We start from the raw sequence: 18,994 nt of genomic DNA, 5'->3' as shown, positions 1-18,994 counted from the left end.
TATGCCTTCTGCTTTTTCTATAGCAAGGTAGGATTGCGCATATGTTATACTAGACTCATTTACTTTGAAAACGGTTTATGGCTTGGCTGTATGGATTGGGGCATCTGTATGAGAAAAAGAAAACTAACACTACGTACACGAATCTTTTTATTTGTTACAACGATTATCCTTCTATTGATTCTGCTAAGCTCAATCGTATACTCTGTTTTAGAATTTCAGGATTCAAAGCGAAACTATCAGACGTTATCACGACAAACAGCCAATAGTCTTTCTCACATGCAAACAATGGGAGAGGCGATTATAAATCATCGAGTACCCGAAATAGAGGCCATGACCAATCGGGCTAGTCACCAAACGGGCAATCCGATTATATCCGTTGTCGACCGCAATGGAGTCATTCTGGTCCATCCACATCATGACGTACCAGGAGAAGAAGCAACGTTTCATCAACTAAATCATGCTCTAGTGTTTGGTGCCTATATCACTGAAGAAAGCGACGGCTCAGAGGGAGAAGCGATCTTAACGATTGCCCCGATCTACTATCATGAAGGGATATCTAATCAGCTAGTAGGGGCGGTTGTAGTTGAATATCCCATGGAGATGATCTATGAGGATCTCTACCGACACATAGAAAAAGTCATATGGATTGCCCTCCTGTCATTAGTAAGTGGCGGAATAGGAGCGGGTATACTTGCTCAAAAAATCAAACGGGACACGCTGGGGCTAGAGCCTTCAACTATTTCTCAGCTTTACAAACAGAGGAACGCTATTCTGCAATCCATAAAAGAAGGCATCGTGGCGATTGACATGAGCGGGCACATTACACTCATGAACCCATCAGCCAAAGACATGATCATTCAATCTAAAGGTCTAGGAAATGAATTATCGTTTGTAAGCGAACTCGGTCTTACTAGAGTCATTGGTGGACAAAAATTTGAACCCGATAAAGAGCTTGAAATAGAAGGGAAAACGTTTATTGTGAACTCAGTTCCTATTCACGAAAAGGAAAGAGTTGTTGGCGCGATTGCCAGCTTTCGTGATAAAACGGAGATGAGGTACCTGGTTGAGACACTTTCGGAGGTTAAGCAATATTCAGATGGACTGCGGGCACATACACATGAATATACAAATAAATTATACGTGCTATTAGGTTTACTTGAACTTGGAGAACAACAGGAAGCGATAGCCTTTATTAAGGAAGAAACAACACACCAATCTGCTATATCTAAGCATATTCTTAAGACAATAGCAGATGTTCATATCCAGGCGATCCTTTTTGGTAAACTGGCTAAGGCTTCAGAGAAGAAGGTTGATCTTGTGGTGGATGTGAATAGCTCTGTTGATCATCTCCCTAACCACCTTTCACTAACAAAGATGACATTAATCATTGGGAATTTGCTAGATAATGCAATGGAAGCAGTGATGGAACAGAATAAACGGTTCGTATCATTTTTTATTACGGACTTAGGCAGGGATATTGTTATTGAGGTAAAAGACAACGGTCCAGGCTTCACAGATCTTTCTCTGGTGGATAAAGGGATGTCAAAAAAAGGATCTGATCGAGGGTTTGGTCTTTATAATGTAGAGGAAACCATTAACCAGCTAGCAGGAAGCATGGAGATTCATCAACCAGACGAGGGAGGATCTCTAGTTGTTGTTTATCTTCCTAAGACATTAGAGAGAGGAGATGAACCCCAATGAAAAAAGTAGTGATTGCTGAGGATGATTATCGTGTTTCGCTAATACATGAGCGATATGTTAATGAAATAGGTGGATTAGAGGTTGTTGGAAAAGCGTTAAACGGGAAAGAATTAATGGCTCTATTACGTGAACATGTTGTTGATCTATTAATTCTTGATATCTACTTTCCCGATCAGCTAGGGATTGAGCTACTGCCAACGATTCGTCATAGATATCCGACACTCGACATCCTGATTATTACTGCAGCCACAGAGAAACATATGGTAGACACAGCTAAAAAGCATGGCGTAGTTCATTATCTGATAAAGCCAGTGCCGCGTGAGAAATTCGAAAAAACACTGCTTGCTTATGTGAATGAATCCCATTGGCTATCTGAGGTTGGTGAGATTACTCAAGAAGAAGCAGACGCATTGTTTAGAAATGCTGTAGCCCATTCACCAAAAACAACTCAAGCCGATTTACCGACCGGCATTGATGCTATTACCCTCAAAAAGGTTCAAACAAGCTTTTCAGAAAGCGATCAAGAATTAAGTACAGAGGATATTTGCCGCTCAGTCGGTATATCGCGCACGACAGCTAGAAGATACTTAGAGTTTCTTGTCTCCATGGATGAATGTGAAACCATCCTCACTTACGGAGTGATAGGAAGACCGGAACGAATGTATAAGAAAAAGAAGTAGCGTGATGATTAGAGGCTTTAGCATAAAGGAGGCCTCTTTTTTATGGGCTAATGTTTCAATCTGAAAGAGTATTCTGCTTGTGGTCAAAAAGGTTAAAAAGGAAGTAATCATTTTAATAGTGCAAAACGAGTAAATATTGAAGCGTCTATTCATCAATGCTAAGGTAAGGAACATGTATGAAAACGCTTACGTGATGAAGGAAGGGGATACATATGTTTTATCGATTAATTGGGTTGTTAACTATATTCTTAGTTATTGCCGGATGCCAAGCGGAGGAGAATGAAGCGTCTAGCAACTTTCCTAGCAAAACACTTGAGTTAATTGCACCTGCTACTCCTGGGGGAGGCTGGGATCGTACGGCACGTTCAGTTCAACGGACCTTAAATAATCAAGGAGTTGAACAAAACGTCACGGTAGTAAATAAGCCAGGTGGTGGTGGTGAAGTAGGGTGGCAATATTTATTACAGCAGGACTCACATTATCTTGCATTAAATTCTAGCCTACTTATGACGGGTTATCTCTTAGGACAAAGTGAGCTTTCATATGAGAGCTTTACGCCAATATCTATTCTTTCTACGGAATGGTTAGCGGTTAATGTCAGAGCCGATTCAGAAGTGGAAGATGCGGAAGATATGATGCAGCAGCTGAAAGAGGACCCTAAATCATTAAAGATTGGCGTATCTCCATCACTTGGAAGTGGAAACCATCTTTCATTTGTACAAGCTGCAATGGAGTATGGCATTGATCCAAAGGATTTAGACTTTCTCGTTTATAACAGTGGGGGAGACACGATGATTGCCATGCTTGGTGGTCATATTGATATTGGGGTGGACTCCATTTCAGGCATGAGGGAACAGTATTTAGCTGATGAGGTTCGAATTCTCGCCATTACATCTGATGAGCGCGTAGATGAATTTCCTGATGTTCCAACGTGGACCGAGCAAGGTGTTGATGTAGTATTTCCCCACTGGAGAGGGCTAATGGGCCCACCTAATATGAATGAAAATGAAATTGATTCATGGGATCAAATGCTGACAGAAATGGTTGAAACCGAAGAATGGGACAACATTTTAGATACAAATGGTTGGGAAGGATTTTATATGAATAGTGAAGAAACAAAAGCATTTTTGGATGAACAGCATGAGGTATTTGGAGACATTCTTCGTAGCTCAGGACTGGCACCCGAATAAAAGAAGGAAGGGATGTGTAAAGAGATGAATACCGTAAGACTTTCAATGCCTGTATTTTTTATCGTGGTTAGTTTAGGCTATGCTTTTTTGATTATGCGGCTACCTACTGCAAACCTGGGCGACCCATATGGACCATTTTATTTTCCATTATTTATTTGCATTGGATTGTTCATCTTTAGTGTCGTTGATTTTATACAGTTAAAACGATCAGAACCAGAAGAAAACGAAGAATTACAGTTACTTCTAGATCCAAAATTATTAAAAATTATAGGTGTCATTCTGGCATTATGTGTGATGTATACAGCAATCTTTGAAATCGTTGGCTTTTTAATAGCAACCGTATTGTTTTTGGGAGCCCTTCTGTTTTATTTAAACGGTCGAACAAAATGGGTGCTAAATCTAGTTGTAACAGCGATTTTTTCATTTTCAGCATGGTACATCTTTACACAGCTGCTTGATATCAGCTTACCGTAAAAATTGATTCTTACTTGGAGGTGTTTATTCTTTGGATATTCAAGTGATATACGAGGGCCTGTTAACCGCCCTGCAGCCGATGAATCTGCTATGGTTGCTTTTTGGCGCACTGCTCGGGACGATTGTCGGCATCTTACCCGGACTAGGACCAGCAACTGGGGTGGCTGTGCTCATTCCTTTAACATTTGGCATGGATCCAGTGAGCGCATTAATTTTAATGGCAGCCATTTATTATGGTGCTTTATTTGGGGGCTCAAGAAGTTCCATTCTTATTAATACACCTGGTGATGGATCCTCAATTGCCGCCACCTTTGATGGCTATCCAATGACAAAACGGGGGATGGCAGGTCAGGCGATGTCCATAGCGGCAATGGCTTCACTGATAGGTGGACTTATTGCTATTGCTGGGTTTATCTTTTTAGCTGCGCCTTTAGCAAGCTTTGCATTAAACTTTGGGCCGTCAGAATATTTTCTTTTATTCCTATTCACCCTGTCTGCCGTCGTGTCACTTTCTTTAGGGCAAATGACAAAAGGGTTTATCTCCATGTTTTTAGGACTTGCTATCAGTACTGTTGGTATTGATTTGCAATCTGGTGTGCATCGATTTACCTTTGGTCTTCCTCATCTTACAGATGGCATTAATTTTATTATTATAATCATTGGTATCTATGCATTAGGGGAAGTTCTTTACAATATGCTAACGATTAATAAACCGAAACGCGATACGAAGCGAGACATTGGGAAGAAGTGGTTTACGAAAGAACAATGGAAACGCTCAAGAGGTCCAATTCTTCGTGCGGGACCTTTAGGCTTCTTTCTTGGAGTACTGCCTGGGTCGGGTGGGACGATTTCTTCTTTATTAGCTTATAGCACCGAAAAACAAATCTCAAAACGATCCGATGAGTTTGGAAAAGGGGCTGTTGAGGGATTAACGGCACCTGAATCAGCTAATAGTTCAGCAGCTGTAGGTTCACTCATCCCGATGTTAACAATGGGTATTCCAGGGTCTGGAACGACAGCTGTTATGCTTGGTGCCCTTATCATGATCGGAATTACACCGGGTCCATTATTATTTGAAAATAGTCCGGATCTTGTATGGACACTGATTAACAGTATGCTTATTGGTAATATTCTGTTAGTAGCTATAAATATTTTAATGGTAGGCATGCTTGTAAAGCTACTTGATACGCCTCCGAAGGTTCTTTATCCCTTGGTCCTCATGTTATCCTTCATAGGAGCATATACCTTAGGCTACAGTACCATAGACTTTTATATCCTTATCATAGCTGGCATTCTTGGTTTATTGATGAGAATCTTACACTATCCAGTGGCTCCTATGATTCTGGCGCTGATCGTTGGTAATGAGATGGAACAGAATCTCCGTCGCAGTCTCATTATCTCAGATGATCTATCGGGTATCTTTTTTGCTTCACCCATCACGATTGTGTTATCGATTCTAACGGTTCTTTCTCTCTTATCTCCTTTATTAATGAAGTGGTTTAGTAGAAAGAAACCATCCGTAAATCAATAGATAGTAGAATCATTCATTTTTATTGTTAAGTAACCTGACACAGTATCAAGACTGGGTCAGGTTACTTTTTGCTATTTCTCCACGTTCTATAATAAAAACGCCAAAGAACCTCTAAGGTTTTGTTTATAATAGACAATGGCGTGCACCACATCGCTAGGCTACAATAAGGTCTATTACAAAGCAGAGGGGTGCGAGAATGGAGCCAGAGAAAAAGGTTTCACCAACTACAACAACAAAAAAATCAAAGTGGACGATACCTCATATCTATGTCTTACTATTTATGATCAGTGGCTTATCTGCCATTTTAACGTATATCATTCCCGCTGGATCATTTGAGCGAGTGGATGGTCCAAATGGTAGAGAATCCATTGATCCAAATTCCTTCACTGAGATAGAAGCCTCTCCGCTATCCTTCATGGATTTTATGTTAGCTATCCCACGTGGTATGTCGGACGCAAGTGAAATTATATTTTTCACGTTTATTATTGGCGGTATGTTTATGGTGCTCCGGCGCACGGAGATTATTGAAATTGGTGTAGACAGGCTTGCTCGTAAATTTAAAAAACAGAGTATTCTTATCATTCCAGTACTTATCACTGTTTTTGCCGCAGTAGCCACCACCATTGGAACGCCAGAGCTTGCGTTAGTATATATTCCCGTATTAATTCCTCTATGTGTCTCATTAGGATACGATTCGATGACTGCAACAGCTATCGCTTTAATATCAACCGTTCTAGGTTTTACAGCAGGGGTAATGAATCCGGGAACAGTGGGTATATCACAGCAGATTGCTGGACTCGAAACCTATTCCGGATTTGGATTACGGGTATTAGTGCTTATAATTATTGTTGGCATTGGGAGCATGTATGTCATGAGGTACGCGCGACGGGTGAAGAAACGTCCAAAAGATAGCTTCACCTTTGATGAAGATGAACAGAAACGATTAACCTATAAGGATGCATTAAAGCAACCAGCAAAGCAAATGAATCAAAGGCAGTTTATTGCAATGGCCACGCTACCTATCTTTTTTGCTATTTTAATTTTTGGGGTAACTCAGCTAGGATGGTTTATGCTTGAGATGTCTGGTTTGTTTATCTTTATGGGCATTATCGTTGGATTCATTGCCGGTTTATCATTGACAAAAATATGTGAGGCATTTACAGAGGGGTTTCGCGAGGTACTCATGGGAGCGATTATTATTGGAATTGCTAGATCTGTAGCCATTGTTCTAGAAGACGGTCAAATCATGGATTCAATCGTATATGGATTGGGTTCTGTGGTAGGTCATCTGCCAAGCACTCTAAGTGCCATTGGAATGATGGTTGTTCAATTAGTGATAAACTTCTTTATCCCATCTGGCAGTGGACAGGCCCTTGTAACCATGCCAATCATGGCTCCACTCTCTGATCTTGTTGGTGTAACAAGACAGACTGCTATCTTGGCATTTCAGTTCGGTGATGGCTTTGCCAACATACTTTTCCCAACCTCAGGATATTTTATGGCTGCTCTTGTAGTAGCAGGTGTAAGCTGGAGTAAATGGATTAAGTTCTTTCTACCATTATTCCTTATATATATGGGTGTTGGAACAGTTTTTCTCATTTATGCACAAGTAACTGGTTGGACTGGATAACAAAATAAAAAACAGATTAGAGACGTTAAGTGATGCTTAACGTCTCTTTTTGTGCAGGGATAGCCAAAAGATCAGCGAATAAAGAGGATATAAGATGTTACTGTTTCCGAAGAAAGGGTATTAATAGAATAGATATAACGTACACAATCAGTATAGGAGGTTCGATCATGACATCACTACAAACGACTTTAACACTTTCAGACGGCCATCGTATTCCCATTTTTGGTCTTGGTGTCTATAAAATGACGGATGAAGAAGCTTCATTTTCAGTACATAAAGCATTACGCTATGGTTACCGGCTTATTGATACAGCAGCAATGTATGAGAACGAACGAGCAGTGGGAAGTGCAATTCGGGAAGCCGTTGTACAAGGTATACCAGAAGAAGAGATCTATGTAACTACAAAGGTATGGAAAACAGAGCTTGGTTATGAAAAGACAAAACGGGCTTTAGAGGTAAGCTATGAAAAGCTGGGTTTAGGTAAAATAAATCTCGTGTTAATTCATTGGCCAGGAACTGCCAAAGAAAATGCTGAAAGCTGGCGAGCTATGGAGGAACTTGTTCATGAAGGCAAAGTAGATTCCATAGGTGTGAGCAATTTTTCGGAGGATCAACTGGACACATTACTCGAATCTGCGGTCATAAAACCAGTAGTGAATCAGGTTGAATGTCACCCCATTTTATCTCAAGAAAAGCTTCACCAATATTGTCAGGAGCAAGATATTATTCTGCAATCCTGGTCGCCATTAATGAGAGGAAGGCTAACCGATCATCCAGTCTTAAAAGAGATTGCTGATCATTATGATAAGGATACGGCACAAGTCATTTTAAGATGGAATATTCAAAGAGAGATCGTTCCTATACCAAAATCAAGCAAGGAAGAACGAATTGAATCTAATGCAAACATCTTTGATTTTGAGCTAACTGACAAACAAATGGATCAAATCACCAAATTAAATGAAGAAAAAGGGGTTCACGGCTAATGTAAACAAGGGACCAGCTCAGTGAGGGGAGGTTCCTTGTTTGTTAGAAGAAGATTTTTGGATTCCTATAATACTAGGGTAGGTATCTCTATGATCTTTATTGGAAAGAATTGAAGTAGCATGTATGTAACTAGGCATTGATAAAAGGTAAACTAGGTAGCAATAGTCATAAAGCAGCCTTTTATATCATTGATAAAATGTCATGTGCTGGCTTTTATTAATATAGTAAGAAACTATTCTCTATATAATATGAAAGGGGGAAAGAAACAAATGAAAAATAGTATAGCACGAGAATTAGCTGATTTCCCCGGAAATAGTCGATTAGCCGCCAAAAGGCCTATGTGTAGGTTTCAAAGGGAATTGTAACGAACAATGAGGAGAAAGAAGGGAGCATTCCAAAATGGAAAACTCAAATTTACAAGTGAATGAACAATTTATAAGAAAGTTGGATACATTGCTGCAAACAAAACAAGAGTATCAGCCTTCAGATGATAACGTAGCCATTTTTGTGGACTATGATAATGTATATTGGACGTTAATGAACAGATATAACCATAATCCTAATCATGAAGAGAAGGCTAAAAATTTATTTCAATGCCTTTGGGAAAGGTACGGGCAGGATCGTGTTCGAACATTTAGAGCCTACGCAGACTTTCAAAGAATTCGCTCCAGTCTAACGGACTTACAAAAACAACGGATTCAAATTAAGCATGTGTACTCTAATGATAAGGATGGAGATTCCAGAAAGAACTCTTCGGATATTGAGCTATGTATAGATGCAATTGAGAGTACATTTAAAGATGAAAGTATTTCCTGCTACGTGTTTGTAACGGCTGATAGTGACATGGTTCCAATTATGAGTCGTTTGATGTATAAAGGGAAACGTGTGGAATTATTTTATTTGTCAGATGCAGCCCCTAAACATACTGATATTACAAATTATTCTCATCATAGTGAAGACCTTGGCTCTTTCTTAAAGCTAGAGGAACAAGAATATGAATTGGATGGTTATGTGGATCAATCTCTTCTATTTATTGACGAATGGGAGAAAAAATATGGAGATAGTGATTTATATCTTGGTGCGCCGTGGCTTCGAAATCAATATTCTCTCAAATTTTCAATTCCGGCAAATTCTGCAAGTGAGTTGATTGATTTATTAAAAGTAAGAAAGCTAATAGATACAATTAATAAAGATTTAAGCACAGGAGAGGTAAAGCCTAGTTTGGCACTAACAGAAAAAGGCCGTAACATGGTTACGCCCTTTAGTGAATCTACTCCTGTCAGAAAATGATAGAACTTCTCGAATTAAAGGTTGACTTCAATTCGAGAGTTTCATATTATAGTGGTAGAGTTAAATTATTCGTTAAACCGATTCGCTAAACATTTAGTACGTTAAGCAAATACGTTACAAAGACAGGGACATACCTTGTCTTTTTTTATATTCTGATCAGGAAATGTAGATCTTATTTAGCATAGTTCCCAGTTTCTTATATAGTTAAACCATTTATTTAAAAAAAGATTTAATTTATATAATTATTCTGAAAAATAAGTCTTTACATTAAGGGTGGCTATACGTATAATGAACCTATCGAAAGGGGGTGGTTCAGTGAAGGTTGAATGTACAATGATTGACCCAGCTGCAGACTGTTGCAGCAAGATGAACCACCTGCTTATTTACTAGACGGCCACATGGCCTGGGCGGTTCAGAAGGAGGAGAGTCCCTTAGCGGGAACTCTCCTTTTTTGGTGTGTCGAAATAAAAAAGAATAAAATGATATACTAAGAAAACATATACGAGTAAGTGGGAGTGACCCCAAGTTGAAATTTCAGTATAAACTAATGCTATTAATATTCAGTTTAATCTTAGTCATCATTAGTATTTTAGGCATTTCCTTTCAGAGAATTATTGAGGATGCATTAGAACAAGAAATTGGACAACGTGCCTTAGATGTTGCGGAGACCCTCGCTTTAAACCCAACGATTATTGAAGCATTCCAATCAGAGGATCCTGAATCATCTATGTACCAAGTGGCAACAGATGCTTTTCAAGTGAGCGAGGCCGAATTTATAACCATCGCTAATCAACAGGGGATTCGATATTATCACCCAGATCCTTCAAGAGTAGGGCTGCCCTCTGTAGGTGGAGATAACGATCCGGTTTTAAATGATGGTCACTCTATTATCTCTAAAGCGGAGGGCTCTTTAGGTTTATCTATCAGAGGTAAAGCCCCCATTAAGAACGGAGAGGAGATCGTAGGCTTTGTTTCAGTTGGTTTTCTAGCAGAGAGCATTCAAGCTACTGCTCAAATGTATGAAAGACTAGTTCTTTTAATTGGAATTGGCACAGTGATCCTTGGACTAATAGGCGTATTATTTGTGACAAGAGGTCTGAAACGAGCAACGTTAGGTATGGAACCCAATGAAATTGGCCGCCTGTATCAAGAAAAGCAGGCCATAGTTGAATCGGTAGGAGAAGGGATCGTTGCTTTTAATCAACATCATGAGATTACATTGTTAAATGCTCGTGCAAGAAAGCTTTTAAAACTAGATCCTGAGCAAGAGTATATGGGGATGTCGATGGATGTGGTTGATCACTCGGCTGTACTAAAAGAGTTATCATTACAAAGCGATGGGACTAGCCATACTCAACCAGCCATTACGATGACCAAAGGGATAGTCGTTCAAAAGGTACCAATTTGGAATAAGGGGAAAGAGTGGATGGGCACCGTCTTTAGCTTGAGAGATATTTCAGACCTGAATGAATTAACGGAACGGCTGAGTCAAACCCAAAATTATGCGGATGCGCTACGAGCTCAAACCCATGAATTTTCGAATAAGCTATATGTGCTTTCTGGTCTTCTACAACTGGAATCTTATCAAGAAGCCATTGATTATATTGAAGAAGAATCACAAGAACAACTGAAAAAGACAGAGGCCTTTAAGTATCAACGTGTAGATCCACTTTTACACTCTCTGCTTATCGGGAAGCAGCATCAAGCGGAGGAAAAAGGCATTGATTTTACAATTCAACTTCCTACTAACACTTTGAGCCTGAGTCAATACCTCAGACGACCGGTAGTAACAATCATTGGGAACCTATTAGACAATGCTATGGACGCTGTTCTTAAACCAGAGGCTAAATCCAAAAAAATAACCATCTCATTTACTCAGCAGGATCAAGCCTTGATGATGACCATTTGCGACTGGGGGATAGGATTTAGTGAGCACTCATTTGAGTCCCTCTTACGTACAAGGTATTCTAGTAAAGAACAAAAAAATCACGGGTACGGTATGAGAATTATTCACCACATGCTCGATGAAGTGGATGGAACGATTACACATTGTGAGGATTCTGATGCTGTTACTTGCATTAAAGTCAGCATTCCAATGCATCAATCACAAACAAAATAAAAGTTTAAATCGGGCGGTGACTACAGTATGATTGATGTCTTAATAATAGAAGATGACGTAAAAGTAGCAGAAATAAATAAACGTTTTGTTGAGAAAGTGGATGAATTTAATGTGGTAGGCATCGCTCAATCAAAGGATGAGGCAGAGACCCTTTTAGAATTACTCCAACCCCAGTTAGTGATATTAGATATTTATTTACCTGATATGCATGGGGTGGAGTTTCTACCGGAGTTAAAGTTAGCGTACCCTACCGTGGATGTTATTATGATTACGGCGGAGAAGGACGCAAGTATGATCGTAGAATCATTACGGTTTGGTGTTTTTGATTACCTGACAAAACCCTTAATTTTTCAGCGATTTAAGGATATGCTGATACGCTATAAGCAATTTCGTAAGGATATTACGACACTGACAAATGAACAGAAGACACTAGATCAAGGGGACATTGATCAGCTTTTTAACATAGGTACTGAGCATCAGGCAGAGCATGTTCCCTATGTCAAAGGAATTGATCCAATTACCTACGAAAAAATTCTAGAATTAATTTGCCAGAAGGGCGAAGCTACAACAGAGTTAGTAGTAGAAGCCATTGGGGTTAGTCGATCTACGGCGAGGAGATATCTAGCAGCATTAGTAGACAGGGGAGATGCACATAGCGATGTTACCTATGGAGTCGTAGGTAGGCCGGAAAAAATATATAAACCCTCTAAAAAATTTAGATAAAGAAAGGAATCTATCAAATGAAAGCGAATACATCATGAATAGTATTGCATATAATTGACTAAACTCCTTAAAAAGGGGGGAGCGCATAATGGAGTATGAAGGTAACCTAATTGAAGGAATTCTCTGGGGGACGCTACTAAGTATGCCTCTATGGTTAGCAATTATTGGATGGGTTAAGATTACAATGAGTTTTTTATAAGGTAGCATCTTCTTCAAATGTAAGGCTATTCAGTGGTAGTAACAACTCCTCTTGAATAGTCTTTTTTTTCTCTATTCATTCGAGCATGTTAGAATGAGAGGAAGATCAGATGGGAGTGTGCAGAATGAAGGAGTATTTAACAAGTCAGCAAGATCAAATGCTGAAGCTTCTTGAGAAGCTCGTTAATGTAGATAGTGGATCCTACAACAAAGAGGGCGTAGATCAGGTTGCTAGCATGTTGAAGGACGAGTTTGAGCGTGAGCCCTTTCATGTAGAAGTAAGAGATATTCAAGACTATGGAAATCAATTAATTGTTACTCACAAAGAAGCACAGAAGCCATCCATTTTACTTGTACTTCACATGGATACCGTGTTCCCGAAAGGCACTGCTTCCGAAAGGCCATTCAACATCAAAGAAGGAGTCGCATATGGACCCGGTGTGGTTGATATGAAGGGAAGTCATGTCACCACCTTGTTTGCACTTAAGGCGCTAGCGAATGAAAGCAGCGAAGCTATAAAGGCTGTTAAAATCCTTTTTACTAGTGATGAAGAAATTGGCGCACCGGTAGGTCGTGATTTCATAGAGGAACAGGCTGAAGGGATGGACTATGCTTTGGTTATGGAGCCTGCTCGAACAGATGGTTCATTAGTTTCATCTAGAAGAGGTGGAGGGAAATACATACTAACTGTAAAAGGCATAGCTGCGCATTCTGGCATTGAACCTGAAAAGGGAAGAAGCGCGATTGAAGAGCTGTCGCATAAAGTGATTGCGCTTCATCAGTTAAGTGATCACGATAAAGGCATCAGTGTAAATGTCGGCTTAATCGAGGGTGGTTCTGCGGTTAACACAGTGGCGGACTCAGCAAGAGCGGAGATTGATATTCGTATATCTCAGATGGAGCAGGCTCATACGCTGGATCAGTCCATTAAGGAGATCTGTTCAAAGGCGACAGTTGAAGGGACAACCATTCAGCTAGAGGGTGGGATTGAGCGCCCACCCATGGAGAAAAACGAACAAACCATTGAGCTTCTGCAAACCATTCAAGCTGTGGGGGAAGAAATTGGATTGTCAATAACAGATATCTCAACAGGTGGCGGCTCAGATGCCTCTTTTACTTCAGCAATGGGCATTGCAACCGTTGACGGTTTAGGACCCAAAGGCGGAAAGCAGCATAATGAAGGAGAGTATCTAGAAATCGACACACTCGTCGAGAGAGCAGAGCTGCTAGCATCGGTGATTGAGCGACTTGCGAAGTAATATAGAGTCTTGCTATTGTATAAGGTATATGGATGTATAGAAGTAGAGGAAGGATAAAGTTTGGTTTCTTGGTCCGCCTAGGAAAGTGAAGAACTCCTGTAGCGGTCCATCTTCACACATTGTAAACAAACAAAAAGCTTAACAATGAATGGAAAGACTCCTACATTGTTAAGCTTTTTCATGTTAAGTTAGCTTGCTTTGTTCTGTAATCTTTTCTCTTTCAGCGTCGAGCGAATAATAAATGCAATGGTAATCAAGGTTAAGACAACAAAGATGAGTGAAATGGGACGAGTGAAGAATGGAACCAAACTTCCTTCAGTCAAAATGAGTGATGTACGGAGGTTCATCTCAAATGTAGCTCCCAATAGCAACGTAATAACAATAGGCAATGTAGGGAAATCAAGCTTGTGAAATAGATAGCCAATAATCCCGAAGATCACCATGATCCAAATATCTTCTACACGATAGCCAATGTTATAAGCGCCAGCAATACTCATTACTAATACAAAAGGCAGTAAATACATCTTTTTAAATGCAAGCATTTTTGGAAATACCCGCATTCCAATCGTCATCATAAATACGTACATAGCAATAACTGCTAAGAAAAAGGATATAAATAGATTAACGATAAATTCAGGCTGGTTTTGGAATAGTAGTGGTCCAGGCTGAAGACCTTGAATCTGTAGCCCTCCAAGAAGAATAGCCGAGACGGAATCCCCAGGAATTCCTAAAGCTAGTAACGGAATAAGATTCCCTGCAATAACCGCATTATTAGCTGTCTCTGAAGCAATCAGCCCATCCACATTTCCTTTACCAAAGGTTTCTGGTTCCTTACTTGCTTTTTTCGCTTGGTCATAGGACACGAAGTTAGCTAAAGTACCACCAATTCCAGGTAAGATACCAATGGCGGTTCCAATAAGACTTGAGCGTAAGTAGTTTGTCCATGAAGCACGTAACTCTTTAAATTTTGGATAGATATTTTTTAAAGAGATCTTCGGAATAATTGTGTTTTGAGTACCACCTTCTAATTCTATGAACACTTTTGAGACTACAAATAAACCAATCATGGCAGGAATAGGTGTGATCCCCCCAGCGAAAATCTCCAAACCAAAAGGATTTCTCTCAGTTGAATTTAATGGATCAAAGCCAATTAACGCAATTCCAAGTCCAACAATAGAGACGAGTAAGCTCTTGAGAAAGTTCCCAGTTAAGCCGGCTACTGTGATAAAGGCAAATAATATAACCATCGTGTACTCAATTGGACTAAATCGCAGTGCAACAGCTGCAAGCTGTGGTGCTAGAGTGACTAGGAAGAACAAGGATACTAAAGATCCAATTAAACTTCCTGTGGCTCCAATAGCTAATGCTTTACCGCCGAGACCCTGCTTTGCCATCGGATACCCATCATACACTGTTGTAATGGATGAGGGTGTACCAGGCATCCCTATTAATACGGAGGCAACCACCCCACCTGATATCCCACCAATGTAAGCAGCAATCAGCATAGCGATACCTGATGAAGGGTCCATTCCGTATGTGAAAGGTAGTAATATAACAATGGCAAGTGTTGCAGTTAAGCCAGGAAGCGCCCCAAAGATAACCCCAAGTACAGTCCCTGCTAGGATATATAAGATAGCTGAACTAGTAACAATCTCAAGAAAAATTCCAAATACCGTTTGAATATCCATGCTTTCTTCCCCCTTGACTAAATCAACAACGTATTTGGAAAATAAACGTTGATGATATCAAATACAATATATAAAACAACGGTTAAGCCAACAGCAAAAGAAGCTGATTTTACTATATTTTTTCTTGTTAACTCACCTAAATAAACAGTAATAGCAAAGATAAATAGTAGAGTCGATGTAAAGAATCCAATAAAGGTCGCACCTAAAACAAATAGCAGAGTAGCACTAATAATGATGATGACTTTTTTGCTAATATGAAACGCGGGCAATGTGTCTTTTTCATTGGTTTTACGACTTTTTCTCCATTCAAAAAAGATACTTAAAAGTGAAATGAGTAGAATAAGAGAGGCTACAATTAACATGTAATCTCTTTGGTTAAGCAAATCCTCGCGTATCGTTAACGTTCTTACCGAAGTAAGAGCGTTCAAAAATAGTAAAGCGGAAAATACGATAAACATAATTTGAACAATATAACGTTTCATAATTAAATCCTCTCCGTCCTATTCAGTTTGAACATCGGAAGCAATGTCATCAAAAATGGCTTGGTGGCGGTCGTGATACTCCGCATATTCTTCTGCATCACGATAAAGTGGCTCCATGCCCATTCTTTCACCGAAGTCAGCAAATTCCTCACTATTTACAGCTTCTTCTATTGCACTAGCAAGCAATTCAAGACGGTCCTCAGGAACGCCTTTTGGAGCGTACACGCCATACATCAGATTTAAATCAAAGTCGATTCCAAGATCTTTCATTGATGCGGCGTCACTTAATAATGGATGAGGGTGCTTCTCATAGCTTGTGGTGACTAATGGAATGATATCGCCAGACTCGGCATAATTCACTGCATCAAGTGTAGCGGACATTCGCATATCTACTTGTCCACCCATCAGAGCGGTTGTTGCACCAGCCCCACCTGTATAAGGTACAATCGCAAACTCTTCGTTAATATCGACAACTCGAGTGAAATACTCGTAAGCCAAATGTGATACGGGGCCGAGTCCTGGTAACCCAACCCGTACAGAGCGCGGGTTCTCTCTAGCGGCATCTACATATTCTTGAAATGTCTTCATATCTGAATCCCCAGAACCAACTAATAAAAGAGGGCTTTCTGCGATTTGGGATACAATCTGAAAGTCATCATGAGAGATATCTATCATATCTAACGCGTTCATAGAATTTAAGGATGAGTGATGCAAAAGCACGGTATGACCATCAGGAGTTGCATTTAATACTTCTCCTAGGCCGCTTCTCGTATTACTACCGGGTAGATTTACAACAATGGGGTCTGCTCCTGGTAATAAATCTTGCTTAGAAATGATTTCAACCAGCTTTCTAGCAGTGACATCACTTCCTCCACCAGCTTCGTATGGGACAACAAAACGAATATTTCTAGTTGGAAAAGCTCCACTTGAAACGCTTTCGGATTCTTCTACATCTGTATCTATAGCTTCCGTTTCTTCTGGGTTTGACGAATCTTGGCAACCAGCTAAGAAGATAATAGAGACTAGTGTCAGTGCAATTTTTTTCATCATGGTGATGGTCCTCCTTCAGATTAAGATGAGTGAACTATATGTTTCGGTTGATCTGTGGAGGTTAGAACGCTTACAATGTTGTCCACACAGACCTCACTGAGAATATTTATAGCGCCTGGTGTGTATCCAGCCACGTGCGGCATGGCAACAAAGTTATCAAGGCTATAAAGAGGTGATTCTTTAACAGGCTCATTTTCAAATACATCTAAGGCTGCACCTGCGATTTGTTTATTTAAAAGAGCATCATATAGTGCACTTTCATCTATGATGCCACCTCGTGAAGCATTAACAAGGAAAGCTGTCTCTTTCATCATGTTGAGTCGATTAGCATTTAGTAAATGCCTTGTTTGTTCTATTAGAGGCATGTGTAAAGTAACGAAATCACTCTCCTTAAGAAGAGTTTCTAAGTCTACGGATTGTATTTGGTTTTCTTTGGCATATGTCTCATCAATATAAGGATCATAGGCTAGGACGTTCATTTGAAATCCAGTTGATCGTTTAGCTACTTCTTTACCAATGGCACCCAGTCCAATGATTCCAAGAGTTTTTGAGTGGATATCTGAACCGAAAAGGTGTGGCCATTCTCCCGCTTTTGTTTTTTGATTACCATAAGGAATTAATCTCGCCAAACTTAATAAAAGACTAAAGCTATAATCTGCTACCGCATGCTTATTGGCATTAGGCACATTTGTCACAAGGACTCCATACTTCTTAGTCGCTTCAAGGTCAATGTTATCCACACCGACGCCGTGCTTTGAAATGATTTTTAGCTTAGGGAGTTTGGATAATACGCTTTCATTTATTTCATTAAAGGCCACGATAGCCGCATCTGCATCTGCTGCCGCTTCAATGAATGTATCTTGATCAATATCCGCAGGGACACGAATGAGCTCGATACCAGCCTCCTTTAATCGATCTATGGGTTGATTTGAATATTTTGCAAATGATGGGGATGTACAAATAACTTTCATCGTTTCACTCCTTTTATTAACCTCATGCATGCGTTTCAAAAATAAACGATTCGACATATTTTTTATGAATGCTCGTTTATTATATGATTATATTGATATAAATTTCAACGTTTTTTTGTTAATGCTTACATTTTGATTGAAAAAGGGTCTATAATACTAGGGAGAATATACATAATGTCAGTTAAGCTCTTTTTACTGGTGTTCATGAATGCAACAACACTTGTTAAGTGTAATTTTAAAAAAGATAACTTGGAGTGATATCATGGGCGTAGAGAATAAGGTTGCTATTATCACGGGAGCAAGTAGAGGAATCGGAAAAAGCATTGCATTATGTTTGGCGTCAGAAGGAATACACATTGTGGTTAATGGAACAAACGAAGCGCTATTGACAGAACTAACGGAACAAGTAGAGTCAAATGGTGGAACGTGTATAAAAGTGGCTGGGGATGCAAGTTTACCTGAAACAGCAGAAAAACTTGTAGAGGCTGCGCTAGATCGTTTTGGTCAAATTGATATTCTAGTAAACAATGCGGGAATTAATATGAGACATTCCACATTGGAAACAACACTTGAGGATTGGAAAAAGGTCATTGATATTAACCTAACTGGAACCTTTCTCTTAAGTAAAGCTGTCCTGCCTGCTATGATTAAGCAGGGAGCAGGGAAGATTATAAATATTAGTTCAACCGCATCAAAAACGCCGCACAAAAATGCAGCGCCATCCTATGGTGCATCTAAAGCGGGAGTTAACTATTTAACCATGCACCTGGCACAAGAAATGGCAAAGCATAATATCCATGTAAATGCAGTTTCCCCTGGGCCAATTGAAACAGATATGAGCAAGCAATGGACACCAGAATATCGTGAAACAGTAGTAGAGAAGATTCCATTAAAGAGAATCGGACACACAAAAAATGTCGCGGACGTCGTGCGCTTTTTAGCGTCGGATGAGGCGGATTTTATTACGGGACAAACGATTAATGTAAATGGTGGGACGTTTATGAATTGAGTGGGATGCTATAAG

Annotated in this window: 16 protein-coding genes; 12 read left to right on the top strand and 4 right to left on the bottom strand. The window is 39.8% G+C overall.

The features are described from left to right. Window positions 1–108 precede the first annotated feature (108 nt). From FN960_RS02335 to FN960_RS02285, 11 genes are all read left to right on the top strand, one after another. Complete coding sequence (locus tag FN960_RS02335) at window positions 109–1,701, top strand: ATP-binding protein (RefSeq protein WP_185970869.1); 1,593 nt, start codon at window positions 109–111, stop codon at window positions 1,699–1,701. Continuing rightward, entirely contained in the window at window positions 1,698–2,381 is a 684-nt protein-coding gene (locus FN960_RS02330) for a response regulator (protein ID WP_143846756.1), read from the top strand. Before FN960_RS02335 ends, FN960_RS02330 begins: the two co-directional genes overlap by 4 nt. Before the next feature lie 212 nt (window positions 2,382–2,593). After that, window positions 2,594–3,571, top strand: a complete 978-nt coding sequence (locus FN960_RS02325; protein WP_143846755.1) for a tripartite tricarboxylate transporter substrate binding protein — start codon at window positions 2,594–2,596, stop codon at window positions 3,569–3,571. 24 nt (window positions 3,572–3,595) lie between these two features. Continuing rightward, a complete protein-coding gene (locus tag FN960_RS02320) occupies window positions 3,596–4,045 on the top strand; it encodes a tripartite tricarboxylate transporter TctB family protein (RefSeq protein WP_185970868.1) in 450 nt (149 codons plus the stop codon). Between the two features lie 79 nt (window positions 4,046–4,124). Continuing rightward, complete coding sequence (locus tag FN960_RS02315; protein ID WP_143846969.1) at window positions 4,125–5,576, top strand: tripartite tricarboxylate transporter permease; 1,452 nt, start codon at window positions 4,125–4,127, stop codon at window positions 5,574–5,576. Between the two features lie 196 nt (window positions 5,577–5,772). Further along, on the top strand, window positions 5,773–7,206 hold the full coding sequence (locus tag FN960_RS02310; protein WP_143846753.1) for a YfcC family protein: 1,434 nt from the start codon (window positions 5,773–5,775) through the stop codon (window positions 7,204–7,206). 167 nt (window positions 7,207–7,373) lie between these two features. Beyond that, window positions 7,374–8,189 carry an aldo/keto reductase gene (locus FN960_RS02305; RefSeq protein WP_143846752.1) on the top strand — a complete coding sequence of 272 codons (816 nt, stop codon included), beginning with the start codon at window positions 7,374–7,376 and terminating at the stop codon, window positions 8,187–8,189. A gap of 400 nt (window positions 8,190–8,589) precedes the next feature. Continuing rightward, window positions 8,590–9,480 carry an NYN domain-containing protein gene (locus FN960_RS02300; protein WP_143846751.1) on the top strand — a complete coding sequence of 297 codons (891 nt, stop codon included), beginning with the start codon at window positions 8,590–8,592 and terminating at the stop codon, window positions 9,478–9,480. A 526-nt stretch (window positions 9,481–10,006) separates the two neighbouring features. After that, window positions 10,007–11,599 carry an ATP-binding protein gene (locus FN960_RS02295; RefSeq protein WP_143846750.1) on the top strand — a complete coding sequence of 531 codons (1,593 nt, stop codon included), beginning with the start codon at window positions 10,007–10,009 and terminating at the stop codon, window positions 11,597–11,599. Between the two features lie 27 nt (window positions 11,600–11,626). Continuing rightward, entirely contained in the window at window positions 11,627–12,322 is a 696-nt protein-coding gene (locus FN960_RS02290) for a DUF977 family protein (protein ID WP_143846749.1), read from the top strand. A 323-nt stretch (window positions 12,323–12,645) separates the two neighbouring features. Continuing rightward, entirely contained in the window at window positions 12,646–13,779 is a 1,134-nt protein-coding gene (locus FN960_RS02285; RefSeq protein WP_143846748.1) for a M20 family metallopeptidase, read from the top strand. A gap of 188 nt (window positions 13,780–13,967) precedes the next feature. On the opposite strand, the gene FN960_RS02280 is transcribed toward FN960_RS02285, so the two are convergent. Genes FN960_RS02280 through FN960_RS02265 form a run of 4 tightly spaced genes read right to left on the bottom strand, consistent with a single transcriptional unit; the run spans window position 13,968 to window position 17,970 of the window. Next, window positions 13,968–15,467: a tripartite tricarboxylate transporter permease gene (locus FN960_RS02280; RefSeq protein ID WP_143846747.1), complete on the bottom strand. Its 1,500-nt coding sequence runs from the start codon at window positions 15,465–15,467 to the stop codon at window positions 13,968–13,970. 17 nt (window positions 15,468–15,484) lie between these two features. Continuing rightward, window positions 15,485–15,949 (bottom strand): tripartite tricarboxylate transporter TctB family protein, encoded by a 465-nt coding sequence (locus FN960_RS02275; protein WP_143846746.1) that lies wholly within the window; start codon window positions 15,947–15,949, stop codon window positions 15,485–15,487. Window positions 15,950–15,967: 18 nt separating this feature from the next. Beyond that, a complete protein-coding gene (locus tag FN960_RS02270) occupies window positions 15,968–16,999 on the bottom strand; it encodes a tripartite tricarboxylate transporter substrate binding protein (RefSeq protein WP_143846745.1) in 1,032 nt (343 codons plus the stop codon). Between the two features lie 20 nt (window positions 17,000–17,019). Beyond that, window positions 17,020–17,970 (bottom strand): phosphoglycerate dehydrogenase, encoded by a 951-nt coding sequence (locus FN960_RS02265; RefSeq protein WP_143846744.1) that lies wholly within the window; start codon window positions 17,968–17,970, stop codon window positions 17,020–17,022. 262 nt (window positions 17,971–18,232) lie between these two features. On the opposite strand from FN960_RS02265, the gene FN960_RS02260 reads away from it, so the two are divergent. Then, entirely contained in the window at window positions 18,233–18,979 is a 747-nt protein-coding gene (locus FN960_RS02260; protein ID WP_143846743.1) for an SDR family NAD(P)-dependent oxidoreductase, read from the top strand. Window positions 18,980–18,994: the final 15 nt, after the last annotated feature.

Origin of the sequence: Alkalicoccobacillus porphyridii (assembly GCF_007293315.1) — a bacterium.
Lineage (GTDB): Bacteria > Bacillota > Bacilli > Bacillales > Bacillaceae_D > Alkalicoccobacillus > Alkalicoccobacillus porphyridii.
This window is presented reverse-complemented; position numbering and strand designations above follow the sequence as displayed.